This window comes from Streptomyces sp. NPDC059909 (assembly GCF_042730885.1).
Classification (GTDB): Bacteria; Actinomycetota; Actinomycetes; order Streptomycetales; family Streptomycetaceae; genus Streptomyces.
On record NZ_JBHWKX010000084.1, the window covers coordinates 1 to 24104 of the forward strand.

Annotated in this window: 20 protein-coding genes and 2 pseudogenes; 7 read left to right on the forward strand and 15 right to left on the reverse strand. The window is 69.1% G+C overall.

Annotation, left to right across the window (positions count from 1 at the left end):
- From ACFV9O_RS34260 to ACFV9O_RS34315, 12 genes and pseudogenes are all read right to left on the reverse strand, one after another.
- A partial coding sequence (locus tag ACFV9O_RS34260; protein WP_385425184.1) for a transposase occupies nucleotides 1-439 on the reverse strand: 439 nt, incomplete at its 3' end.
- A 753-nt stretch (nucleotides 440-1192) separates the two neighbouring features.
- Entirely contained in the window at nucleotides 1193-1444 is a 252-nt protein-coding gene (locus ACFV9O_RS34265) for a hypothetical protein (protein ID WP_385425187.1), read from the reverse strand.
- Between the two features lie 22 nt (nucleotides 1445-1466).
- Nucleotides 1467-1757: pseudogene (locus tag ACFV9O_RS34270) on the reverse strand (transposase); the annotation flags it as partial.
- A 218-nt stretch (nucleotides 1758-1975) separates the two neighbouring features.
- Nucleotides 1976-2386 (reverse strand): annotated as a pseudogene (locus ACFV9O_RS34275) (transposase); the annotation flags it as partial.
- Nucleotides 2387-2608: 222 nt separating this feature from the next.
- The gene (locus ACFV9O_RS34280; RefSeq protein ID WP_385425137.1) at nucleotides 2609-4063 is read right to left on the reverse strand and encodes an aldehyde dehydrogenase; all 1455 of its coding nucleotides are present in this window, start codon (nucleotides 4061-4063) and stop codon (nucleotides 2609-2611) included.
- Between the two features lie 80 nt (nucleotides 4064-4143).
- Nucleotides 4144-5667, reverse strand: coding sequence for a GMC family oxidoreductase (locus ACFV9O_RS34285; protein WP_385425139.1), 1524 nt, complete (start codon nucleotides 5665-5667; stop codon nucleotides 4144-4146).
- A gap of 211 nt (nucleotides 5668-5878) precedes the next feature.
- Entirely contained in the window at nucleotides 5879-6712 is an 834-nt protein-coding gene (locus ACFV9O_RS34290) for an ABC transporter permease (protein WP_385425142.1), read from the reverse strand.
- Nucleotides 6709-7551, reverse strand: a complete 843-nt coding sequence (locus tag ACFV9O_RS34295) for an ABC transporter ATP-binding protein (RefSeq protein WP_385425145.1) — start codon at nucleotides 7549-7551, stop codon at nucleotides 6709-6711. The genes ACFV9O_RS34290 and ACFV9O_RS34295 overlap by 4 nt, the downstream gene beginning before the upstream one ends.
- Nucleotides 7548-8624, reverse strand: coding sequence for an ABC transporter substrate-binding protein (locus ACFV9O_RS34300; RefSeq protein ID WP_385425148.1), 1077 nt, complete (start codon nucleotides 8622-8624; stop codon nucleotides 7548-7550). The genes ACFV9O_RS34295 and ACFV9O_RS34300 overlap by 4 nt, the downstream gene beginning before the upstream one ends.
- A gap of 10 nt (nucleotides 8625-8634) precedes the next feature.
- The gene (locus tag ACFV9O_RS34305; protein ID WP_351236473.1) at nucleotides 8635-9009 is read right to left on the reverse strand and encodes a cupin domain-containing protein; all 375 of its coding nucleotides are present in this window, start codon (nucleotides 9007-9009) and stop codon (nucleotides 8635-8637) included.
- Nucleotides 9006-9572 carry a flavin reductase family protein gene (locus ACFV9O_RS34310; RefSeq protein WP_385425152.1) on the reverse strand — a complete coding sequence of 189 codons (567 nt, stop codon included), beginning with the start codon at nucleotides 9570-9572 and terminating at the stop codon, nucleotides 9006-9008. The genes ACFV9O_RS34305 and ACFV9O_RS34310 overlap by 4 nt, the downstream gene beginning before the upstream one ends.
- Complete coding sequence (locus tag ACFV9O_RS34315) at nucleotides 9569-10357, reverse strand: IclR family transcriptional regulator (RefSeq protein WP_385425155.1); 789 nt, start codon at nucleotides 10355-10357, stop codon at nucleotides 9569-9571. The genes ACFV9O_RS34310 and ACFV9O_RS34315 overlap by 4 nt, the downstream gene beginning before the upstream one ends.
- Before the next feature lie 568 nt (nucleotides 10358-10925).
- On the opposite strand from ACFV9O_RS34315, the gene ACFV9O_RS34320 reads away from it, so the two are divergent.
- A complete protein-coding gene (locus tag ACFV9O_RS34320; protein ID WP_385425158.1) occupies nucleotides 10926-11906 on the forward strand; it encodes a PDR/VanB family oxidoreductase in 981 nt (326 codons plus the stop codon).
- A 718-nt stretch (nucleotides 11907-12624) separates the two neighbouring features.
- Here ACFV9O_RS34320 and ACFV9O_RS34325 read toward each other — a convergent pair.
- The 3 genes from ACFV9O_RS34325 to ACFV9O_RS34335 are packed head-to-tail and all read right to left on the reverse strand — an operon-like array spanning nucleotide 12625 to nucleotide 16498.
- Nucleotides 12625-13686, reverse strand: coding sequence for a carbon-nitrogen hydrolase family protein (locus ACFV9O_RS34325; protein ID WP_385425161.1), 1062 nt, complete (start codon nucleotides 13684-13686; stop codon nucleotides 12625-12627).
- Nucleotides 13683-16037: an FAD-dependent monooxygenase gene (locus ACFV9O_RS34330; protein WP_385425164.1), complete on the reverse strand. Its 2355-nt coding sequence runs from the start codon at nucleotides 16035-16037 to the stop codon at nucleotides 13683-13685. Before ACFV9O_RS34330 ends, ACFV9O_RS34325 begins: the two co-directional genes overlap by 4 nt.
- Complete coding sequence (locus ACFV9O_RS34335; RefSeq protein WP_385425167.1) at nucleotides 16037-16498, reverse strand: acyl-CoA thioesterase; 462 nt, start codon at nucleotides 16496-16498, stop codon at nucleotides 16037-16039. Before ACFV9O_RS34335 ends, ACFV9O_RS34330 begins: the two co-directional genes overlap by 1 nt.
- 91 nt (nucleotides 16499-16589) lie before the next feature.
- On the opposite strand from ACFV9O_RS34335, the gene ACFV9O_RS34340 reads away from it, so the two are divergent.
- The 6 genes from ACFV9O_RS34340 to ACFV9O_RS34365 all read left to right on the forward strand — a co-directional run bounded on the left by ACFV9O_RS34340 (nucleotide 16590) and on the right by ACFV9O_RS34365 (nucleotide 24065).
- Nucleotides 16590-17702, forward strand: a complete 1113-nt coding sequence (locus ACFV9O_RS34340; protein ID WP_385425169.1) for a cupin domain-containing protein — start codon at nucleotides 16590-16592, stop codon at nucleotides 17700-17702.
- 33 nt (nucleotides 17703-17735) lie between these two features.
- Nucleotides 17736-18653, forward strand: coding sequence for a fumarylacetoacetate hydrolase family protein (locus tag ACFV9O_RS34345; protein ID WP_385425172.1), 918 nt, complete (start codon nucleotides 17736-17738; stop codon nucleotides 18651-18653).
- A complete protein-coding gene (locus ACFV9O_RS34350; RefSeq protein ID WP_385425174.1) occupies nucleotides 18650-19435 on the forward strand; it encodes an Asp/Glu racemase in 786 nt (261 codons plus the stop codon). The genes ACFV9O_RS34345 and ACFV9O_RS34350 overlap by 4 nt, the downstream gene beginning before the upstream one ends.
- A gap of 101 nt (nucleotides 19436-19536) precedes the next feature.
- Nucleotides 19537-21153: an AMP-binding protein gene (locus ACFV9O_RS34355; RefSeq protein WP_385425177.1), complete on the forward strand. Its 1617-nt coding sequence runs from the start codon at nucleotides 19537-19539 to the stop codon at nucleotides 21151-21153.
- A gap of 20 nt (nucleotides 21154-21173) precedes the next feature.
- Nucleotides 21174-22091 (forward strand): PaaX family transcriptional regulator C-terminal domain-containing protein, encoded by a 918-nt coding sequence (locus ACFV9O_RS34360; RefSeq protein ID WP_385425179.1) that lies wholly within the window; start codon nucleotides 21174-21176, stop codon nucleotides 22089-22091.
- 9 nt (nucleotides 22092-22100) lie between these two features.
- A complete protein-coding gene (locus ACFV9O_RS34365; RefSeq protein ID WP_385425181.1) occupies nucleotides 22101-24065 on the forward strand; it encodes an IS1182 family transposase in 1965 nt (654 codons plus the stop codon).
- Nucleotides 24066-24104 lie beyond the last annotated feature (39 nt).

Consider the following 24104-nt stretch of genomic DNA (forward strand, 5'->3'; position numbering starts at 1 on the left):
GGGCGAGGTGCAGCGACTGGGTGAACAGGCCGGCCAGGGCGTCCAGGTGCCGGCGGCGGAACCGGGCGATCGAGCGGAAGTCCGGGGCCTGGTCGGCAGCCAGGAAGCGGAACGCGACATCGTCGGCGCACCGGCGCTCGATCGCCCGCGAGGAGCGGATGCCGGTGGTGTAGCCGTAGATCAGCAGCCGCACCATCAGCCGCGGATCGTAGGGCGGGTAGCCGCGCTTTTCGGTGTAGTCCGCCAGAACTGGTCCGAGGTCGAGCACCTCGTCGACCAGGTCGGCGACGAACCGGGCCAGGTGGTCCTCGGGCAGCCAGTCGTCCAGCGACGGCGGCAGCAGCAGGACCTGGTGGGGGTCGAACGCCCGGAATGTCTTGTCCACCCCGGCCGCACGACCCCGCGGCTGCTTCTTTTCGACCGGCTCGACCTCGAACAGTCCATCCCCGCCACTCATACCAGCATCATCCCGCACGAACGATCACGAACCGCAGGCGGGTTGCGGTTACTGAGACACGCTCCTAGGTGTCTCGTGCGGCGGCGCGCTTATCTACGGGCGCAGTCGCCTCTCCCCGGGACGCCGGGAGCACAGTGGAGCGCGTCAGCTGCTCGAAAGACACCGACGAGGTGGATAGTGTGGCGCGGCGGGGTTCACCACCCGGTGATCGGTTCTCAATCCCCGCCATCGCGCCCCGGGATCGCCGCTCTGGCCTGGGGCGCGTACGCATCCGTAGACCGGCACTCGCGGATGGGCCGCCTCCGTGGCTGGTAGCACTGCATGTAACCCTGAACGGATGCCCGACGGGGCCTATCCCTGAAGCCGATGCTCCCGCCGGGCATGGGGGATGAATGGGCGGTCCACAACAAGAGTCTTGACGCCGACAGGACAGCCAGGCGCTCCTCGGCGCCGCGCGGAGGCGGGGGTGCTCCTCGGTCCTGTCAGGGCTCCCGGACTGGACGGATCATCGCAGCGTAGACGGGCGAGTCGGGGGAACGGCTGCTGGTCACCGACCTTGCGGTAGCCCCAGGCCTCGTACACCGCCTGGACGGCGCCGTTGCCCATTGACCCGGCACCCGGCCGGCCCGGGACACCGTGCCACGCGGCGGCTCGGCCCGCTGACCGAACGCGGAGAAGGGCTTCTATCCCCGGTACACCACCGAAGTCGAGTGGCCAGAGTCGCGGTCCTGGGGCTCAACTGGCCATCACATTGCGGCGGAGAGAGCCGTCGATGAGCAACTTGGCGGTCAGCTGGAACTCTTCGTCCGGGGGGCGGTCTTCCTGGACGAAGGGGACGATGCTGCGCAGGTAGCTGTAGGCACGGGCGGTATGGGGGCCGAGCTTGTCGGCGCCGATGATGTCCGCGGCCTGGCAGAGCGCCACCAGGTGGATCGCCGTCACCTCGCTGATCAGGTGGACAGCAGTCCTGGCGTGCCGGGCGGCGATGGTGCCCGATCCTGCGGCGCTCGGCCTTGTCCGGCCGGTTGACCTCGACCACGGTCAGACCGGCCTCGCGGGCCGCATGCGTGAACCCCGACCCGTAGGACGACGTGCCCTCCACGCCGACGGCGGCAACGGTGCCGTGAGCAGCCAGGAAGGCCAGAGCAGCCGTGTATCCGGCGGCCGTTGTGGGGAACTCGGCATCGGCGATCTGCCCACCGCGGTCGGTCACCACCGCGACGTGGACGGTGTCGGCATGAGAGTCCACCCCACCGATCACCACGTGTTCGACGACTGCTGCGGTGTCCGTTCCTGTCATGCTGGAGATGCCTTCCTGACCGGAGGTGGCTCCAGCCGGGTGGGGCAGACAGGACAGCGATGGGGCCTCTGGCCAGGCTCCTATGAGGTCATGATCCACCCGGCCGGGGCCTCGGGAACGGGCCCCGGCGGCCGGACAGACCAAGGCAAAGACAGTCCAGCAGGACGTCAGTCAGTGATCGAGCCACGACCACCGGGGACCCGGGTATCACTATCGCTGTCGGTGATCGTGGTGATCGTCGCCTTGGACACCTCGGCGCCGTACACCTCGGCCAGGTGCGCGGAGATCTCCCCGTGGGTCAGTCCCTTCGCAGACAGAGACAGCACCATCTCGTCCACGCCGGACAGCCGGCGCTGCCGCTTCTTGACGATCTGTGGCTCGAACGTGCCGGCCACGTCACGCGGCACCCTCACCTCGACCGGGCCGACGTCGGTCAGGACGGTCTTGGCACGGGTTCCGTTGCGGCTGTTGCCGCTGTTCCGGCCCTCGGCGTCATGCTTGTCATAACCGAGGTGATCGGTGATCTCGCCCTCCAGGGCAGACTCCAGCACCCGCTTGGTGAGCTGCTGCAACAACCCGCCCTCACCGGTCAGCCGCAGGCCCTCGGACCGGGCCCGGTCGACCAGCATCCCGATCAACTGGTCATCCGACACCGCCTCCACGGTCGGTACGACGACCGGCTCCTCCACGGCCTCGGTCTCCACGATGGTCTCGCTCATCTGGCGTCTCCTTGATCATCGGATCCGCCGTTGATTGAACACTCCCCGCTGTACAGACCGGGACCGATCCCGACCAGTGCCTGGGGCCAGGGCGATTGCCCTGGCCCTCTTCTCGGCCGCCTGCCGGGTCGGTCAGGCGGCGTGGTAGATGGACTTGGTCTGCAGGTAGGCGGCCAGGCCTTCGGGGCCGAGTTCCCGGCCGATGCCGCTCTGCTTGTAGCCTCCGAACGGTGCGAGCGGGTCGATGGTGTAGCCGTTGACGCCGATCGTGCCGGTCTGGATACGGCGGGCGATGTCGGTGCCGCGTTCGGCGTCTGTGGTGTAGACCGCGCCGCCGAGACCGTAGGAGGAGTCGTTGGCCAGTGCGACTGCTTCGTCGTCATTGCCGAACGGGATGACCGCGAGCACGGGACCGAAGATCTCTTCCTGGGCGATGCGCATGGAGTTCTCGACGTTCATGAAGATTGTGGGCTCGACGTAGTAGCCCATGGGCAGGTGCGTCGGCCGACCGCCGCCCATGAGCAGTTTCGCGCCTTGGTCGAGTCCGGACCGGATGTATCCCTCGACGCGGTCCCGTTGGCGCTCGATCGCCAGCGGTCCGAAGTCGGTGGCGGGATCGAACGGGTCGCCGACCACGAGCGGGCTCAGGGTCTCGCGCAGCCCGTCGCATACCTCGTCGTAGCGGTCGCGGGCGACCAGGATCCGGGTGCTCAGTTTGCAGCTCTGGCCCGATCCGGCGAGGCTCACGTCAAGGACCTGCGGCAGGAACACGTCCAGGTCGACGTCGTCGAGGAGGACGGACGCCGACTTCCCGCCGAGCTCGAACGTCCCCGGCTTCATGGCCTGGCCGCACTGAGCGGCGATTGCCCGGCCAGCCGTCGTCGACCCGGTGAAGGCGACCTTGTCGATGCCGTTGTGGGCAACGAGGGCCGCCCCGGTCCCGGGTCCGCCGGTGACGATGTTGACGACCCCGGCGGGCAGCCCGGCGGCCTCGGCCGCGTCGGCGATGAACGCGGTGCTGAGCGAGGTTTCCGGAGCCGGCTTGAGTACGACTGTGCATCCGGCGAGCAGTGCCGGGGCGATCTTCATGTAGGCCAGGTTCAGCGGCCCGTTCCAGGGCAGGATGAGTCCCGCCACGCCGATCGGTTCCCGCCGCACGATCGTGGTATCGCGGCGCTCCTCAAACTGGAAGGTCCGGGCGAGCGAGGCGTAGTACCGGAGGACCCCGGACGCGGCCGCGACCAACTGGGCACTGGTGGTGAGGGGCACGCCGTTCTCGGTGGTGACGAACCGAGCGGCCTGGTCGGCCCGCTGGTCGAGACGGTCCGCCATCGCCACCAGGTAGGCGGCACGCTCGACCGGGGAGAGCCCGGCCCAGTCGGAGCGGATCAGGGCGGCCCGGGCCGCGCGCACGGCGGAGTCGACGTCCTCGGCGTCTCCGTCGGGCGTGGACCCGATGACGTCCTCGGTTGCCGGGTTGATCTCGAAGACCCGCTCCTGGCTGTGGCTCGGCCGCCAGGCTCCGTCCACGTACACGGTGGAGCGGTCGGTGTCGATCTCCAACGGGGTGAGGCTGCTCTCGGTCATCGACGCCATCCCTTGCTGGGTGAGGAGTGCGGAGGTCAGGTCGTGCCGGTGGTGGTGCCGTGGGCCGTGTGCGGGAGGGTTCACTGCTCCGCTCTTATCCACGCCGCGACGCGCTCGCCGATGACGACGCAGGTGAGGTGCGTGTTGGCACGGGGGATGTCCGGCATGACCGAGGCGTCGGCCACGCGAAGCCCTTCGATGCCGCGCACCCGGCAGCGCTGGTCCACGACCGCCTCCGGGTCGCTGTCCGGTCCCATCCGCGCGCCGCCCACCAGGTGGACATAGTGCGAGACCGTGCGCTGGATGTGCTCGGTCGCGCTGTCGGGGTCCGCGAACCGCTCGCTCAGGTTCGCCACGGGCAGCACCTGACCGTCGTCGAAGGTTGCGGTTCCGTCGTGGTGGGCGGCGAGCTCGGGGGAGGCGGCGAGCGTGCACAGGTGCCGCAGTCCCTCGGTGAGCCTGCGGATGTCCTCGGGGTCGGAGGCGAGGTTCAGCTGGATGTCGGGCGGGGTGTGCGGGGAGCGGTCGGCCAGCCGCAGTACCCCGCAGGAATGCGGCCGCATCAGGCTGGTGGCCAGGCGCAGGGCGGGCTGCGCGACCTGATGGATCAACAGGCTCTGCATGTCGTTGCGGTCCGCGGAGCCGGGGGCGGTCCACTGCAGCACCGTCTGCCAGTACGGCGCCGCCGCGTCTGCGGGTCCGGCCGGGGGCGTCAGGCTGAGTGCGAGCTGGGCGTGGTCGAGGAGATTGGTCCCTACCCCGGGCAGGTCCGCCGCCACCTCGATGCCGAGCGCGGCCAGTTCCCCGGCGGGTCCGATGCCGGAGCGCAGCAGGATGGCCGGCGATCCCACCGCACCCGCGGCCAGGGTCACCCGGCGGCCCGCCGCCTGCTCGCGGACGCCGTCGCACTCGAAGCCGACGCCGGTCACGCGGGTGCCGCTCAGCAGGACGCGGTCGGTGACGCAGCCGGTCCGGATGGTCAGGTTGGGCCGGGAACGGGCCTTGCTCAGATAGGCGAGCGACGTGGATATCCGTATCCCGTCGCGCTCGTTGGCCGGGCCCGGCCCCGCGCCGGTGGAGTCGGGGGCGTTGTGGTCGGCCGTGAAGGGGTGTCCCAGCCCCAGGCAGGTGCGCAGAAACGCCGCGTGTACCGGGGTGAGTTGGTTCTCGGGAGTGCGCTGGACCGGTGTGGGACCGCCGGTGCCGTGGAACGCGGGATCGCCGGCCGGGTCGTCCTCGATCTGCCGGAAGACGGGCAGGAGCGCGTTCCAGCCCCACTCGTCGTTGCCCTTGAGGGCCCACTCGTCGTAGTCCTCGGGAAGCCCGCGCAGCGCGAGTGCGGCGTTCACCGCCGAAGATCCTCCGGTCAGCCGGCCGCGCGGATACGGCGCGCGCCGGCCGGGCACGACCTCGGCCGTGTAGCCCCAGTCGTGGTCGAAGGGCACCCGCCGGGTCGCGAGGACACCGACAGGGGTCTGCTGTGCTGTCGGATAGTCCGGGCCGGCCTCGATCAGCAGGACCTGGCGATCCGGGTCCTCCGAGAGGCGTGCGGCCAGTACGGCGCCCGCCGAGCCGGCACCGATCACGATGTCGTCAAAGACCATGTAATTTCCCTTCGGAAATCGCGGCCGGCCCGGACGGTCCAGCGCGCTTGTCGGTGTGCGGGGAAACGGCACGGGTGGGAATCAGGGGTGACGCGGAGTCACCGCAACCGCCGGGCCGGAGGCCGATGTGCGGCATGCGGCGTCGCCGGCCAGCCGCGAGCCGGTCGAGGGGAGGCGGCGGTGACCCGGCCGGTCGGACGCTGGGAGCTGCTCAGGCCTGGCGACGCTGCCAGGGAACGGCGAAACGTTGCAGCATGCCGACGCCTCCGTAAGCCAGCGCGCCGAGGAAGCCGGCGACGGCCATGACGGCCAGGCAGTCCTGGAGCGAGAGGATCTGCCAGGCGTGCCAGATGAGGTAGCCGAGCCCCTTGTCCGCGGCGAGGAACTCCACGGCCGTGGTCGACGTGAGGGCGAGTCCCACTGAGACCCTGAGCGCACCGAAGATCGCGGGAAGAACGGCGGGGAGGGTGATCCGCCGGTAGAGGTCGAGTGTGCCCGTGTTGAAACTGGCGGCGACGTCGCGGTGGATCGGGTCGATCGAACGCACTGCGCCCATGGTGCTGATCGCCATGGCGAAGAAGGGAGCCAGGGTGATCTCGAGGACATTGGCTCGTTCGTTGAGACCGACCAGGATGAGGATGAGCGGGAACATGGCGATCCTGGGCAGTGGGTAGAGCAGGGCGATCACCGGGTTGAGGATCCGGTGGGCCGTGGTGAACAGGCCCGTGGTGAGACCGACGAGGATTCCTGCCGTGACGCCGATGGTCAGGCCGGCTAGGAACCGCAGGACAGTCGCCTCCAGATGCGACAGCAGTCCTTCGTGGAGGAAGAGTTCGATCATGCGGGTGCCGACCGCGGTGGGTGGCGGGAGCACGCGTGCGTCGATGAGGCCGAGCCGGGCCGATGCCTCCCACAGGAGCAGCAGCACCAATGGGCTGACCGCCGCCCACAGAAGGCGGCCTGTGCGCGAGGGACGGCTCGGCATCCGGCCGGCGCGTGCCGCAGTGCCAGAGGCTTCGGCGGGCTTGGGAGCCAGGGTGGTCATGAGGCCTCCTGACCGGCTCCGCCGCGCAGCGAGACGACCTCTTCGCGCAGCGAGTCCCAGATCGTCTGGCGCAGTTCCACGAAGCGGTGGTCGTTGCGCAGATCGATGGCGTTGCGGGGACGCGGCAGAGTGATGTCCACGACGGACTTGATGCGCCCGGGGCGCCGCGAGAGCACGACGACACGGTCACCGAGGGTGATCGCCTCGTCGAGCGAGTGGGTGATGAACACGACCGTCTTGCGTGTGCCGTCCCATATGCGCAACAGGTCGTCCTGGAGGATGAGCTTCGTCTGCTCGTCGAGGTTGGCGAACGGTTCGTCCATCAGGAGCACTGCCGGGTCGTTGGCGAACGCCCTGGCGATGTTGACGCGTTGCTGCATGCCACCGGACAGTTGTGCGGGGTAGGCCGACTCGAACCGGGACAGGCCGAGCGCCGCCACGAATCGCCGTGCTGTGTCCAGCCGCACCGCCTTCTTCACGCGCCGTACGGTGAGTCCGTACGCCACGTTCTCGAGTACGGTCATCCACGGGAACACGCCCTGGTTCTGGAACACCATGGAACGCAGCGGGTTGCGGCCGGCGTCCAGCGTCCAGCGCACCTCGCCAGTGGTCGGCTGCTCGAGGCCGGCGAGGATGCGGAGCAGGGTGGTCTTCCCGCAGCCGCTGGGGCCGACGATGCACAGGAACTCACCAGCCGGCACGGTCAGGTTGAGGCTGTCGAGGGCGGTCACCTCGTCACGTCCGTAGTCGAACGATTTGCGGACGTCGGCGATCTCGATGCCGTCCGTCGTCGTCATGGTCTCGGGAGCGGCGTCCGACAGCTGTTGACGGGCCGTCACCGTGAGCCGCCCGTTGCCGTACTGAGGGCTCTGGTGTCGACGAGTTCGCCGACCGGTATCTCGCGGGGGACGAGCTTCTCTTCGGACCAGAAGTCCTGGACCTTGGCCAGGCCCTTCTCGTCGACGGCTCCGTCGGGGGTGTAGTACATCAGCCCTCCTACTGCGTTGAGGGTTTCTTGCTTCTGCTTGGTCCACTTCGCCGCCAGCGCCAGGAGCTCCGGCGTCCATGAGCCGTGCGAGGCGTTCACGTCCTTGACCGCGCGCAGGTACGCCCCAAGCACCTTGCGGGCGTCGTCCGGGCGTTCGGCGGCGAACTTCTCGGACGCCGCGAGGAACGTCTCCTGGTACCAGGGGACGACGGAGTTGTATCCGAGCCACCGGACGCCGAGGCCCTCGACCTCGGCCAGGGTGGCGGCCGGCTCGCTGATCACCGTCGCCTCGACCGTGCGGTTGCGCAGGAACTCCACCGAGTCGACGGGGGTCCGCGCCCGGTGCTCCAGCTTTACGTCCGCCGGCTCGACGCCGGCGCTCAGCAGGGTCTGCCGCATCAGGAAGTCGGCGGGATTGCCCTCTGCGGAACCGTCCACCCTGCGGCCCTCCAGGTCCTTCGGGCTCCGTATCTCGCCCGTGTCCCAACGGTCCTTGCGGACCACCAGCACGGAGCCGTCACGGTAGCCCTTCCGCGGTGCGGTCAGGTTCGCGAGCAGTTTGATCCGGAAGCCCTGCTCGTACTGGTTGAAGAGCGAGGGGCCGGAGACGGCCGGGCTCAGGTCGATGTCGCCGCGGGCCAGTAGGGGGATCTGGTTGTTCGCGGACCCCTGGTACGTCGTGAGTTCGACGTTCACGCCGGCGTCGCGGAAGTAGCCCCGGTCGATGGCGAGCATGATCGGCAGGTACTGGAGCTGGGCCGGGTTCAGGGCCAGTTTCACGGTGGGTCGGGAGCCTGACTCGGGGGCGGAGTCCGCCGTCCCGCAGGCGGATACCGTCGCGACCGCCGTCGTTACCAGCAGTGCAAAGGCGATCGGGCCGACGTGGCGGTTGCGTTCGGCGGGTGTGCTGCGTCCAGTGAACACGATGGCCCTCCTACCTCTCGAATCTGCTGCCGGCCACGTACGGCGGGTCGTAGATGACCAGGAAGACGAGGTCGTCCTCGCCGGTGTTCACGAAGCTGTGGACCTTGCCCGTGGGCACCTTCACGATCGTCCCGGGCACCAGGTCTGCGGTCTCGTCGGCGACCTGTACGGTGCCGGTGCCGCGGATGAAGTAGAACGCGTGGTTGTAGGGGTCCCGGTGCGGCTTCGAGCTGCCGCCCGGGCCGATGAGGCCCAACTGTGCGCTGTAGAGGCCTGTGTAGTCCTTGTCGATCACGCTCTCGCTGAACGCGAAGCCGACTCCGGGGACACGGGGGTTGTCGAGCTTGTTCCAGACGATGTCATCGGGTTGGAGTATGTGGCTCATCGCTTCGTCCTTTCGGGCCGGGGCACGTCGGCCGCACCGATCGGCGCACCGAGCTGGTGATAGGTCGAGTTGTGGCAGACGAGGGGCGCGGCGCTCTCGATGGCGGCGGCACCGTGGTCCCGTACGTGGCCGACAAAGATGGTGTGGTCCCCGCCCTCGTACTCGGCCCACTTGGCGCAGACCATCCACACGAGGGCGCCCTGGATCACCGGGCAGCCCAGCCGGCGGGTCATGGGTACGTCGAGCTTCGCGGGACTCCACGGCCGTCTGGCGTAGAAGTCCGCGATCGGACCCTGGTCCGCGCTGAGGACGCTGATGCCGAAGGTCCCGTCCGACTGCGCGAGCAGCCGGTGCATCCTGCCGGGCTTGTTGACGCTGACCGAGCAGAGCTGGGGCTTGAGCGACACCGAAGTGAAAGAGCTCGCCGTCATGCCGTAGACGCCGTCACCGTCGGCGACCGTCACCACGGCGACACCGCTGGGGAAATGGCGCAGGGACGTGCGGAATCTCAAGAGTTCCTGCTCGTCGGGTTCGTTAGCTTCCGAGGGTGCCTGTACTGTCATGAACCTCTCCCATCAAGGCTCCACTCCCGGTCGTGCGGGGTGGCGAGCAGCGTGCCGTAGTAGTTGCTGATGGCCGCGCCCACTTCGATCAGGCGGGGAGCGATGGACGTTGCGCGGTCGGCCGGGAACCGGGTAGAGGGCCCGCCGATGCCCAGGGCGCCGACGGCCTGTTCCATGCCGGCCCGCACCGGAACGGCGATGGTGCGGACATTGGCCTGGGGATCGGCGACGATCGCGAACCCCTGGGCCCGGACGGTGGCGAGCACCTCCTCGATGACAGCGGGATCGCCGGGCGAACCGGCGTCCGCCGCCGACTCCATGGCGATGTCGATGCGCTGCTGCCGCGGCAGCCAGGCGATCAGGCACTGGCCCATCGAGGAGGAGAGCGCCGGAGTTCGGTCGCCGATTCCGATGCGCGGCTGCACCAGGTGGCGGGCCGGAATCCATTCCACGTGCATCACATGCGCGCCGTCGAGGACACCGAGCGCGATGGTTTCCCCTACTTCGACGGCGAGCTCCTGCATGTGAGGCTTGGCGAGTTCCCGCAGCCGCAGTCGGCGCAACGGGGTCTGGCCCCACTGGAAGAGCCGCAGTCCCACCCGGTAGGAGCGGTCGACCGGATCCTGTTCGACGACCCCGGCCTCGGACAGGGCGCCCAGCAGCCGCTGCACCGTCGAAGGCGCCAGCTCGAGCTCGCGCGCGAGCTCGTTGACGCCTGCCGTGCCGGACAGCGACAGCTTCTCCAGCACGGCCATGGCTCTGGCGACCGATTGAACTCCTGACAAGACCTCAACCTCTATTCCACGATGCGGCATGACCGTCCCGACAGATAGAACATTACGCAGTTGTGACGGTCGTCGCAATACCTCTATATGGTTGGTGTGGAACAAACTTGTTTCCTCCGTGCGGCGCCCGCCCGGCCGGCGGGGGTTGTCGCCGGATTGCAGTGGGAGCGGAAGCCGGGGTCCCCGGCTGGATGTAGCGCGTTCTTGACTGTCGCCATGAAGGCCGCATACTTGGCTCATCGGGTCGCGCGGGACCAGTTCGCCGCAGTGTCGGCGGATGCACGGCTCACGCTCTGCGGGACGTCGGTACCTCTCGCCAAGACGACTTCCCGGAGCGCTGGCCGGAGTTCACACTCACCCGGCTCGATGCTCCGAACCTCACCACTCTCACCGCCGGTGCGCTCTCACGCGTCCGCGCACCGATCCGGGCGACGCCGCGGATGCCGTGGCTCCCTGCGCGCAATGCCATGGGGACCACGGCCCGTAGGCAGCGGCAGACAGAGGGCCTGCTCGCTATGGAGAGACGTCTCTCCCGACATCAGGGCCGCACTCATCGAGGAGTTGACCAATGACCGACGGGACAGATACGCGACGGATCCGAGTCCGCGTCGCAGATCGCCGAGAGGCCGCGGACGATGTCGTCCTCCTGCGGCTGGAGCCGATGGACGGCGGCAAACTCCCGGACTGGGAGGCTGGTGCACATCTTGACCTGCAGCTCCCCTCAGGCCTGACCCGGCAGTACTCCCTGTGCGGCGACCCCTGGGACACTCGGGCGTACACCGTGTGCGTGCAGTGCGAGCACCAGGGACGCGGAGGCTCGCTCGAGGTCCACCGCGCACTGCGGGCCGGGGTCGAACTGTCCGTGCGTGCGCCGCGCAACCACTTCCCGCTCATGCCGGCGACGTCTTTCGTCTTCGTCGCGGGCGGCATAGGCATCACACCGATCAAAGCGATGATCGACGAGGTGGAACGCAGGGGAGCGCAGTGGCGCCTCGTGTACGGCGGGCGCGGCCGCAGTGCGATGGCCTTCGCCGGTGAACTCGCCGCCCACGGCCCCGGTCGGGTCCACCTGGTCCCTCAGGACGAGGAAGGGCTGATCGATGTCGCCGGCCTGGTGGCCACCGTGGAGGACGGAGCCCATGTCTTTTGCTGCGGCCCCACCGGGCTGCTGGACGCGGTGACCGAGGCGTGCACCGCTGAAGGGCTGTCGGACCGCCTGCACATCGAGCGGTTCACGGCTACCGAAGAGCCGCAGACGACCCTCCGCGCCGGGGCGGCCGATGTGGGGTTCGAGGTCGAGATGCGCGCATCCGGCGTGACGGTCCAGGTCGGTGCCGGGCAGAGCATCCTGGAGGTCGTCCGCACGGTGCGCGACGACATCGACTTCTCCTGCCAGGAGGGCTACTGCGGCACCTGCGAGACCAGGGTGCTGGCGGGGAAGCCCGAGCACCGCGGGAGCTTGATGTCGCCCGAGGAGCACGATGAGGAGGGAACCATGCTGATCTGCGTGGGACGCTCCCGGTCGGAACGTCTGGCACTGGACCTTTGAGCCCGGCGGCCCTCATGCCGGACGTCCGCCGCGACGTCTCGGCCTGATGGCCGCACTCGGCTGCCGCCGGCGGTGCACATCGAACGAGCCCCGGGCTGCGTGTCGGGCGATATCGACGCCGAGGCCGTCACCGTCGGGACCGTGTCCGGGATCCCCGTCGACATCGACACATCGGCATCGGCTTCCGCTTTCGACGGGCGTCGCCGCCCGCACCGGTCGCGTCCCGGCGGCTTGCGGGCACCGAAGCCGCGCCGCCCGGCGACCCCCGACCTGTTGTTCGCGGTCTTCTCCAGGTCCCGGCCCGCCGGATCACCGCGCATCGCGCCGGCCCTGTCTCACCTCCGCCCGCACCTTCTTGAACTCCTCCGGGAAGACTCACCGTGTGCGGCTGGTCCTGTTGCCCTTGAGAGTCCTCCGCGGGCCTGACCACTTTCGCCTCGTCGGCCTCGAAGTACGGCCACGACCGTTGTCCTTGACGCGGAGCCAGACCTTGACCGGGGCCGCGGTCCGAGTCGCGGCGGACCGCGGGACGTGTCTGCGGACCGTGACTGTGCTCAGGCGCCGGCAGAGCAGTGGCGCGGCCCGCACATGAAGCGGCTGTCGCCGCGTGGGACTGGTGCCTGTCCCCGTCCGGCTCGGGGCGGAAACAAGCACCAGGACCGCGAACGGGGGACGGTCGCGTCTGCGGCCGCTGACCGCGCGCCCAGCCCACCTGCCTTCAGCCGGACTCCGGCTCCTGCGGAACCCGCGGATCGCCGCCGGTCTCCAGGCCGAAGGGCGCGGCCGATTCCGCAACCGGGTACGGTTCCTGGGTCAGCGGCCGCAGCGGCGACGTGTTGTGGTGCAGGCGGAAGACGTCGAAGCGGTTGTAGTGGCCGATGATGTCGTGCATCAGCTTGGGCTGGATGCACTTGGCGAGATCGACCTGCCCGTAGACGATGCCCTCCTCATCGACGAGGGGCTCCGTCACCGGCTGCCCGTCCGGACCGAAGATGCCGGAGAGGGCACTGCGCGGTCGGCGCATCATCTTCGCGATCTCGGCGCTGTCGCCCGCGGCCACCTCGATCATCTCGTCCGTGATCGTCGAACAGGATACGATCGAGAAGACTTTCCCCTCGAAGCTGTGCGCCGCAGTGCGAATGGCGATGGCCTGCGACATGTCGTAGTCCGCCGGCGCGACCGGCAGCGATATGTAGTTCGCGACATGGACGAGCTCTCCCTGCGCCAGCAGAGCAAAACGAGCGAGGGTGTTGGTGTTCTCCCCGCAGGCCAGGACCCCGAGGGGACCGACAGGCGTCTGGTGCACCCGCACGGAACTGCCGTCCCCGCCCGTCCAGGTGAGCTTCTCCGCCCAGGTGGGCACCAGCTTGCGGTGAACCCCGAGGAGTGAGCCGTCCGGACCGATGGTGAGCACGGTGTTGTACAGGACGCCCAGACTGTGCGCGCCGCGTTCGTTCACGCCGATGACGACGGTGGTTTGCGTGGCTGCCGCGGCGGCCCGGAGCGTGTCGACGTGGGGGCCCGGGACGTCGATCGCCGACCGGTACAGCTGCTCGTACCAGGGTGAGCCCTGGACGGGGTTGAGCGTCCAGTTCCAGTAGGGATAGCCGGGGACGAACACCTCGGGGAAGGCGATCAGCCGGGCACCGTTGCCGGCCGCCTCGTGGATCAGCGCCACGGCCTTGTCCACCGTGGCGGAGGTGTCGAGGTATACGGGCGCCGCCTGGACCGCGGCGGCGGTGAACGGCGTCAGATCCTCCAGTACGCGCTGCATGCTCATGATGATCGGGTCCTCTCCGCAGCGGCGGGGCGCCAGCGCTGGTGGATGTCGGGTATCGGCTCGGGACGGAGGGTGAGGAGGGGACGCTGCCGGCCGGCCATGGGCGGGGGAGTGCTGCCGGGCCGCAGGTGGCGCGGCCAGCGCGCGGCGGGGCCGGTGTACTGTGCGGCCGCGGCCGCGTGCAGCGTCCAGGCGGGGTCGTGCAGTTGGGCACGTCCGAGCGCGACCAGGTCCGCGCGGCCCGCCAGGAGGGTGGTGTTGACGTCGTCGTACGAGGAGTAGCCGCCGACGGCGATGGTCGGCACACCGGTCGCGGCACGGATACGCGCTGCGAACGGCGTCTGGTAGGTGCGGCCGTACGCGGGACGCTCCCACGGGACGACTTCGCCGCTGGAGACGTCGATCGCGTCCGTGCCGTGGGCGTGCAGTTCGGCCGCGATCGTGACGGCGTCCTCCATGGCCGTCCCGCCCTCGGCCCAGTCGACGGCGGAGATCCGCACGATCAAGGGCTTGTGGTGCGGCCAGCTCTCCCGTACTCGGTCCACGACGTGCAGCGGGAACGCCAGCCTGCCGGCGAGGTCGCCTCCGTGGCGGTCGTCGCGGTGGTTCGTCAGCGGGGACAGGAACGACGAGAGCAGGAAGCCGTGCCCCGCCTGGATCTCCAGGACGTCGAAGCCGGCGGCATCGGCGCGGACGGCTGCGGCCGCGAACTCGTCGGCGACACGCTCGAGGTCCGCTTCGGACATGACGTGGGGGGCGGGGTGATCGGCCCAGGCGTCGTCGGAGGGACCTTCGGTGCGCCATGCGCCGTCGGTCAGCGCCCTGCCCAGAGGTCCGCGGTCCGGCACCTCGGTGGAGCCTTTGCGGCCGCTGTGGCTGAGCTGGACTCCGATCGCCGCACCGCTGTGGGCGTGCACCAGATCGGTGATCCGGCGCCAGGCCGAGGTGTGCGCGTCGTCCCACAGGCCCGGGCAGCGCGGCGTCACCCGCCCGCGCGGACTGACCGCCGTCATTCCCGTGAGGACCAGGCCGGCACCGCCGAAGGCCGCACTGCCCAGGTGGACCAGTTCGGTGTCGCCGACCGTGCCGTCGGCGTCCGCCGCGTAGGAGGCGACGGGTGCGGCCACCACGCGATTGCGCAGTTCGAGGCGGCCCAGCCGGAAAGGCTGAAGCAGGGGAGGGGCGGTGTCCCGGTGTCCGAACCAGCGCTCCAGCCGGGCCGTGTAATCCGCGTCGCGGGAGCGCAGATTGTCATGCGTGACGCGGCGGCTGCGGGTGAGCAGATTGAAGGCGAACTGCTCGGGCTCCTGGCCGACCGAATGCCGGATCGCCTCGAACCATTCGAGGCTGGCCTGCGCTGCGCGCTGGGTGGACTCGACGACGGGCCTGCGGTCCCGCTCATAGGCCTCGAGCACACCGGGCAGATCCTCGCCGTCCTCCTCCAGTGCGGTGGCCAGGGCGAGCGCGTCCTCCATGGCGAGCTTGGTGCCGGAGCCGATGGAGAAGTGGGCGGTGTGCGCGGCGTCGCCGAGGAGCACGATGTTGCCGTGCCGCCAGGTGCGGTTGCGTACCGTGGTGAACTGCACCCACTTGGAGTTGTTGGTGAGCAACCGCTGCCCGTCGAGATGGTCCGCCAGCAGCTGCGCACACCGGGCCACACTGGCGTGGTCGCTCTCGCCCGGGCCGAAGCCACGGGCCGCGAGGACGTCGAATCCGGCCGCCCGCCACGTCTCCTCGCCGACCTCGACGATGAAGGTGGAGCGGTCGGAGCTGAAGGGGTAGGCGTGGACCTGCAGGGGACCGTGCGGCGTCTCCGCCACGAGGAAGGTGAAGGCCTCCAGCGCCCGGTCGGTCGCCAGCCACATGTACCGGCAGGACCGTACGTCGAGTGAGGGCTGGAAGACGTCGGCGAACTTGGCGCGGGTCGCGGAGTTGACGCCGTCGGCGGCGATCACCAGGTGGTACTGGCGCGACAGCTCGTCGGCGGGCGGCGCCTGGGTGCGATAGCGCACGTCGATGCCGAGTTCCGCGCACCGCTGCTGGAGGATCTGCAGCAGCCGCTTGCGGGAGATCGCGGCGAATCCGTGCCCGCCGGACGTCTGCGTCCGGCCGCGGTAGCGGATGTCGATGTCGCTCCAGCGGGCGAAGTCCGCCTCGACGGCCGCGAAGACGGCGGGATCGGCTCTCGCGACGCCGTCCAGGGTCTCGTCAGAGAACACGACGCCGAAGCCGAACGTGTCGTCGGGGGCGTTGCGCTCCCAGACGGTGATCTCCCGGGACGGGTCGAGCTGTTTGGCCAGTGCGGCGAAGTACAGGCCGGCGGGTCCTCCGCCGATGATGGCGATGCGCATCACTTCGTCCTCTCGGCTGTGGTGGTGAGGTGTTCGCCCAGTGCCTTTCGTACCTCCTGGGGCCACGGGGTGGCCGAGGGCGAGTCCGGCTCGGCGTGGGCGACGACCAGGGTTCCCTCCGCGGCCACGCCTTCCCGGCCGCGGACCTCGAAGGCGTACGTCAACGATGTGCGGCCCAGCCTGACGACGCGCAGCCGGGTCGCCACCGTCTCGCCGAACCAGAGCCGCGCGCGATAGCTGACCTCGTGACGTACTCGGGGAGTCCGGCCGAAGAGCCAGTCCAGACCGTGGCTCCGCAGCAGTTCCGCCTCTGCGGCCTCGACCCAGCGCAGGACGGCCGAGTGGTGCTGATGGCCCGAGGCGTCGGTGTCGTGCCATTCGACCCGGTGCGTGACGAGAACTTCCAAGAGCGGGACGGGCCCTGACTGTGCGGCGGGAATCCCCGGATCCAGTGCGTTCATCTCTTCCTCCAGCCTCTTGACACGATCGAAGCTATAGCGTGACGATGACGAGCGTCAAGAATGCGAGATATCGCAGGGAGGTTGAGTGACCATGACGTACAGCGACGACATCCTGGGCCGTGCACGAGTCGGCGAGACACCAGAGCTGAGGGAGTACTACAACCGGCTCGCCGGCTACGAGGCCGGAGCGCTGTGGACGGTCGCGAACGAGATCGAGCCGTGGTACCCGCAGCCGAAGTCGCTTCCCACGCACTGGCCGTACGCGGACCTGCGCCCCCTGGTGCTCGAATCCCTGGACCTGGTCAAGGCCGACGACGCGGGCCGCCGCGTCGTCATGCTGGTCAACCCGGGCCGCAAAGACGTCTCCGCAGCCGTCGGCATGCTCTACACCGGACTCCAGGTCATGGGGCCCGGCGAATCCATGACCGCTCACCGCCATCAGGCAGCCGCACTCCGCTTCGTGGTCGAGGGCCAGGGAGCCTGGACCGTCGTCGACGGACAGAAGCTCAAGGTCGGACCGCGCGACTTCGCCATCACACCCAACTGGACGTGGCACGAGCACGGCAACGAATCCGACGACGCCCCCGTCATCTGGCAGGACGGCCTGGACATCCCGCTGGTCAACGCGCACGACGCCGGCTTCTACGAAGTGCACCCGAACCTCCATCAGGAGCGCGGGCGGGTCGTGAACTCCTCGCTGCTCACCTACGGCGCCGGCGAACTGCGCCCCTACGGCTTCGCGGACGGCTGGACCAAGCCGTACTCACCGCTCCTCGCCTACCCCTGGGAGCAGGCGTACCCGGCGCTGCTCAACGCGGCCAAGGCCACCGACGGCTCCCCGTACGACGGCGTCATCCTCGAGTACAGCAACCCCCTCACCGGTGGACCGGTCATGCCCACGCTCGGCGCACACCTGCAAATGCTGCGCCCCGGCGAGACCACGCAAGCACACCGCCACACCGGCTCGGTGGTCTACAACGTCGCCAAGGGCAACGGCCATTCGGTCATCGCCGGACAGCGCTTCGACTGGAAGGAGGGCGACATCTTCTGCGTCCCCTCCTGGGCCTGGCACGAGCACGCCAACGCCAGCGCGAGTGATGACGCGGTCCTCTTCTCCTTCAACGACTTCCCCGTGATGCGCTCCCTCGCCTTCTGGCGCGAGGAGGCCTACACGGACAACGACGGCCATCAGTCCACGACCTGAACCCCTGTCCACACACGACGAGAAGGAGGACACATGCTGCTGGTCAGCTACACCCGGGACGGCGATCCCGCACGCCGGCTGGGCGTACAGAGCGGCGACACCGTCATCGACGTGGCAGGACTCGTCTCCGAATCCTGCGCAGCCGTCCCGGGCCTCGGCGCCGCCCCCGCATCCGTGCTCGACCTCATCCAGGCGGGTCCCGATGCCCTCGCCGCCCTGGACCGCCTGCTGACCCTCCCCGTACCGCAGACGGCACAGCACCCCCTGGCCGAGGTGACACTGGAGGCACCGCTGCGCCCGGGAAAGATCATCGGTGTCGGCCTCAACTACACCGAACACGTCGCAGAGTCCGCGCGGACCCTCGACACCGACAAGGAACTTCCGCAGCGGCCCGTGCTGTTCAGCAAGCCTGCCACCGCCGTGACCGGCCCCGGCAAGCCGATCCTGCACAACGCGGACCTGACCTCCCAGCTCGACTGGGAATGTGAACTCGCCGTCGTCATCGGCAAGACCGCCAAGTCGGTCCGGCCCAAGGACGCCCTCGAGTACGTGTTCGGCTACAGCATCATCAACGACATCAGCGCCCGCGACCAGCGGCGCTCCGGGCAGTGGTTCTACTCCAAGGGGCAGGACTCCTACGCGCCGTTCGGCCCCGCGATCTGCACCGCCGACGACATCGCCGATCCGCAGAACCTCGACCTGTCGCTGCGCGTCAACGGCGAAGTGAAGCAGAAGGGCAACACCCGGCACATGCTGTTCCGCATCACCGACCTCATCGCCGACATCAGCGCGGGAGTGACGCTGGAGCCCGGTGACGTCATTGCCACCGGTTCGCCGGCCGGAGTCGGCGCGAGCTTCACACCGCAGCAGTTCCTCGTACCCGGCGACGTGGTCGAAGCGACCATCGAATCCCTCGGCACCCTGCGCAACCCGGTGGTGGACGCACGATGAGCGAACGAGCCCGCACCTTCCGCATCGGACAGATCGTGCCGAGCTCCAACGTCACGATGGAGACCGAGATACCCGCGCTGTTCCGGGCCCGTGAGTCAGTCGCACCGGAGCGGTTCACCTTCCACTCCAGCCGCATGCGCATGAAGCACGTGGTCAAGGAGGAACTGGCCGCGATGGACGCCGACTCCGGCCGGTGCGCGGCCGAGCTGTCGGACGCCCGCGTCGACGTACTGGGATACGCCTGTCTCGTCGCCATCATGAGCATGGGCCACGGCTACCACCGCGCCTCCGAAGACAAACTGACCGCGATCACCAAGGACAACGGCGCGCCCGCACCGGTCGTCACCAGCGCCGGCGCGCTGGTCGGCGCACTGCACACCATGAAGGCCCGCTCGATCACCCTCGTTGCGCCCTACCTGAAGCCGCTCACCCGGACCGTCGTGGACTACATCCGCAACGAGGGCATCGAGGTCGGCGACCACACGGCGCTGGAGATCCCCGACAACCTGGACGTCGCCGCCCACGACCCGCGCGACCTCATCCCCATCGTCCGCGCCCTGGACCACAGCGACGCCGACGCCGTCGTGCTCTCGGCCTGTGTGCAGATGCCGTCACTCGAATCCGTGGAGATCGTCGAGCAGGAGCTGGGCAAGCCCGTGCTCTCGGCCTCGATCGCCACGGCCCACCAGATGATGCGGGCTCTCGGCCTTCCGGCCATCGCCCCCGGCGCGGGCCACCTGCTGTCCGGGGCCTACGCGGACGCGCCGCTGCCGTCACGCTGAGCGGCATCGCGCCGAACGTGCACCACAGCTGCCGCCTGTCCGGCGGCGGCCCGACAGCCTGTCCTCGCGTCCCCGGACACTCCCTGGAAGGGAGCCCTGCCATGCAGCTCGCACCGTCCGCGCACCGTGACACGTTCTGCCGCGACCACCTGCCTCCCGTGTCGCAGTGGCCCGAATTCCGTTTCGATCTCCCTGAACTGCAGTATCCCGACCGCCTCAACTGCGCCGAAGTACTTCTCGACGAGACGATCAGGCGCTACGGAGCGGACCGCCCTGCCCTGCGCACCCGGAACGAGACCTGGACCTACGGCGACCTGCAGCGTCACACCAACCAGATCGCCCAGGTGCTCACCGAGGACCTGGGCCTCATACCCGGCAACCGCGTCCTGCTCCGAGGCCCGAACACCCCTTATCTGGTCGCCTGCTGGCTCGCCGTCGTCAAGGCGGGCGGTGTCGTCGTGACCACCGTCCCGCTGCTGCGCGCCAAGGAACTGGTACCGCTGATCGAGCTGACCCGGCCCACGCTCGCCGTGTGCGACCACCGGTTCGCGGACGAGATGCGCGCAGCGGTCGGTGACGCTCTTCCCGTCCTGTACTACGGCGACGACGGCGATCCGACCGACCTCACCGTCCGGTCGTCCGGCAAGAGCGGCCAGTACACCGCCGTCGACACGGCCGCCGATGATGTCGTCCTGCTGGGGCCCACGTCCGGTACGACGGGCCGGCCCAAGGCCACCATGCACTTCCACCGGGACGTGCTGGCCAATGCCGACACCTTCTCCCGCCACATCCTCAAGCCCACACCTGACGACGTGTTCACCGGCACCCCGCCACTCGGCTTCACCTTCGGCCTCGGCGGTCTGGTCGTCTTCCCCCTCAGAGCAGGCGCCTCGGCACTGCTGCTCGAGCGGACCGCTCCCGCCGATCTCGCGGACGCGGTCGCCGAACACGGCGCCACTGTCCTCTTCACCGCCCCCACGGCCTACAAGGCCATCCTCAACGCAGGCCGCGCCGACTCCCTGAAGAACCTCCGCCGGTGCGTGTCAGCCGGCGAGCATCTCCCGCTGCCGGTGTGGCGGGAGTTCGAGCAGGCGACCGGGATACGCATCATCAACGGCATCGGCGGTACCGAGATGCTGCACATCTTCATCTCGGCGGCCGACGACGACATCCGTCCCGGTGCCACCGGCCGGGTGGTCCCGGGCTTCCGCGCCGCCATCCTGGACGCGGACGGCACACCCGTGCCCGACGGAACCCCCGGCAGGCTCGCCGTCCAGGGCCCGACCGGCTGCCGCTACCTGGCCGACGAACGACAGCTGACCTACGTCCAGCACGGATGGAACATCACCGGTGACATCTACACACGGGACGCCGACGGGTACTACTGGTTCCAGGCGCGCAACGACGACATGATCATCTCCTCCGGCTACAACATCGCCGCGCCGGAGGTCGAAGAGGCGCTGCTCGCCCACCCGGACGTCGCCGAGGCGGCCGTCGTCGGCGATCCCGACCCCCGGCGAGGATCCCTCGTGCACGCCTTCGTCGTCCTGAGGGAGGGCATCGAGGCGGGCGACGGGAAAGCCACCGAACTCCAGGCGTTCGTGAAGAGCACCATCGCCCCCTACAAGTACCCGCGGGCCGTCACCTTCTGTGCCGAGCTGCCCAAGACGATCACCGGCAAGATCCAGCGTTTCCGATTGCGTACGAAGGCGAACTGAGCGGTTGGTACGGTGACCGGATGACCAGCACTTCCGTGGCCACCGAACTGTCGGGCGAGGGCATCCCCGCGCAGACAGACCAAGGGGCGGCATCCGTAACCCCGCGAACCTTCATCGTCACGGTGTACGGACTCTACGGCCGACGCCACGGCGGATGGCTCTCCATAGCCTCATTGATCGCCCTGCTCGGCGACCTGGGAGTCGACGAGCAGGCCGTTCGCTCCTCCATCAGCCGACTCAAGCGGCGCGGAGTCCTGGAAGCGCGCCGCCAGGACGGTCTCGCAGGCTACGAACTCTCCCAGGAGGCACAGGAGATCCTCCAGGAAGGAGACGAACGGATCTTCCGGCGGGAGCGCCCCTCGCTGGCCGACGGGTGGGTGCTCGCGGTCTTCTCCGTACCGGAGTCGGAGCGCAGCAAGCGACACCAGCTCCGCTCACGCCTGTCCGGCATGGGCTTCGGCGCTGTTGCGCCAGGCGTATGGATCGCACCGGCTCATCTGTACGAGAGTACCTCGGCCATGCTGCGGCGCCTCGATCTGACGGCGTACGCCGACCTTCTCCGTTCCGAGTACCTGGCGTTCACAGCGGTGCCCGAGAAGGTACGACAGTGGTGGGACCTGGAGGAGCTGGAGCTGCGGTACGAAACCTTCATCGCCGCCCAGCAGCCTGTTCTGGACCGTTGGCAGCAGCACCCGCCGGCCGATGACGCCGCCGCCTTCGCCGACTACATCCGCGCGCTCACCAGCTGGCGCAGGCTTCCCTACCTGGACCCGGGGCTTCCCGCCGAAGTGCTGCCCGAGCGCTGGGCGGGCCTCCGGGCCGCCCGTGTCTTCTTCACGCTGCGGACCGAGCTCGAGGCGCGAGCCCACACGCACGTCGCTCACACTCTGGGCTTGACTCTGTCGGGGATCTTGGATTTTCCCAGTGCGCCAGCATGATCAGCGGGCATGCTCGGGGCTGTTTCGCAGGCCGATGCAGTTGTCGAGGTGTCCGTTGTCGCCCGTCCCCGTTCCGGTGAGCAAGTCCCGTCTCTGACCGCGCAGATCGCGCGGGCGAGCAACCCGGGCGGTACGACGGCAATGTGGGTGAGAGACTGCCTCGACGGGCTGTGGTGCGACAAGGACTTCGCCAGCTGGTACCCGCGCGACGGACGCCCCGGCATCTCGCCGGCCCAATTGGCCACCGTGTGTGTGCTGCAGTTCCTGCTCGGTCTGTCGGACCGGCAGGCGGCCGAGGCGGTGCGCTGCCGCGTCGATTTCAAGTACGCGCTGGCCATGGAGCTGGACGATCCCGGCTTCCACCACAGCGTGCTGGCCGACTTCCGCGAGCGCCTCGTCCAGGACGACCGTGCCGACCGACTTCTCGACCTGGCGCTCGCCCGCCTGAAGGAAGCTGGCCTCGTGTGCGAGCGCACCACGCAGCGCACCGACTCCACCCATGTCCTGGCCGCAGTGCGCGACCTGACCCGGCTGGAACTGGTCACCGAGGCCGTCCGCGCCGTCCTGGAGGAAGTGGCCCGCACCGCTGATCACCTGCTGACGGGCCTGGTCGACGAGGACTGGGGGCGCCGCTACGGCCGTCCGGTCCGTCTGGGCAAGAACCCCAACCGGCCCAAGACCAGGATCCTCGCCGCTGGCGACGACGCGTGCCGACTGCTGGAGCACCTCCACCGGCAGGGATCGGGCTACCGGCCTGGCCCGCAGGCCGAGGCGCTGCGGCAGATCGTCGTGCAGAACTACTACCGTGACGCGGCAGGCCGCCTGCGCTGGCGGACCGCCGACGACGGTGGGCTACCGCCCTCCTCCTCGGTGATCGTCTCCCCTTACGACACCACGGCGCGCTACGTCCGCCATGGGCACATCATCAGCTGGAAGGGGTTCGCCGCGCATGTCACCGAGACGTGTGCCTCCGACAGCGTCAACGTGATCACGGACGTGGCCACCACGTCGGCCGCCACGAACGACGGCCAGGCCCTGCCCGGCATCCACACCCGACTGGCGCGTCGCGGGCTGCTGCCCGCCGAGCACCTGGTCGACGGCGGCTACACCTCCCTGGTCCACCTGGAACGAGCCCAGCGCGAGCACCAGATCACCGTCAGCGGGCCGCTGCCGGGCAACCCCACCCGCCAGCACCGCAAGAACGAGGGCTTCGACCGGGACGACTTCCACATCGACTTCGACCGCCAACAGGTCACCTGCCCCCAGGGCCAGGTCAGCCAGGGCTGGCACGGCCCCTACCCGACCTCCTCGCCCACCGCTGCCCCGCTGATCGTGGCCCGGTTTACCAAGAGCCAGTGCCGCCCCTGCCCGGCCCGCACCCGGTGCACCACCACCGCCGACAGCGCCCGGACCGTGGGCTTTCCCCCACGAGAACTCCGCGACCTGCAACTCCGCGTCCGCGCCGAGCAGCAGACCCCCGGCTGGAAGACCCGCTACGCGGTCCGCTCCGGAGTCGAGGGCACCATCAACGAGTTCGCCCACGGACACGGCATGCGCCATTGCCGCTACCGAGGACAGCCGAAAACCCACCTGCAACACGTACTCACGGCCATCGCCGTGAACATCGAACGCCTCAGCAGCCAGTCAGCGACCGAGGAAACCTCTTCGCCGAGACCGCCGACCGCCTTCCAGACCTTTCTGGACCAGAACGAGATCCCCCGGTCAAAGTCCTGGCGCACCCTCGGCAGGCTGAGCCCGACCATCCAAGATCCCCGACAGAGTCAAGCTCAGAGGTCGTTTTCATCCCTAGTGCCCGCCTATCACCTACTTTCTTCTCTGCGGTGGTGTGGTGCTGAAGGGGCTGTTGGACTGGTCGGTTCTCGTGGGGTCGGCGGGGTGACGGTTGGGGCGGGAGGAAGCTTGCGCCTGTCTCATCCCAGGAAGCCCACTTCTGGGCTGTGCTTCCACAGGTAATTCCGTGCGCCTGGGCGCACTCGGCTGCACGCGGTACGT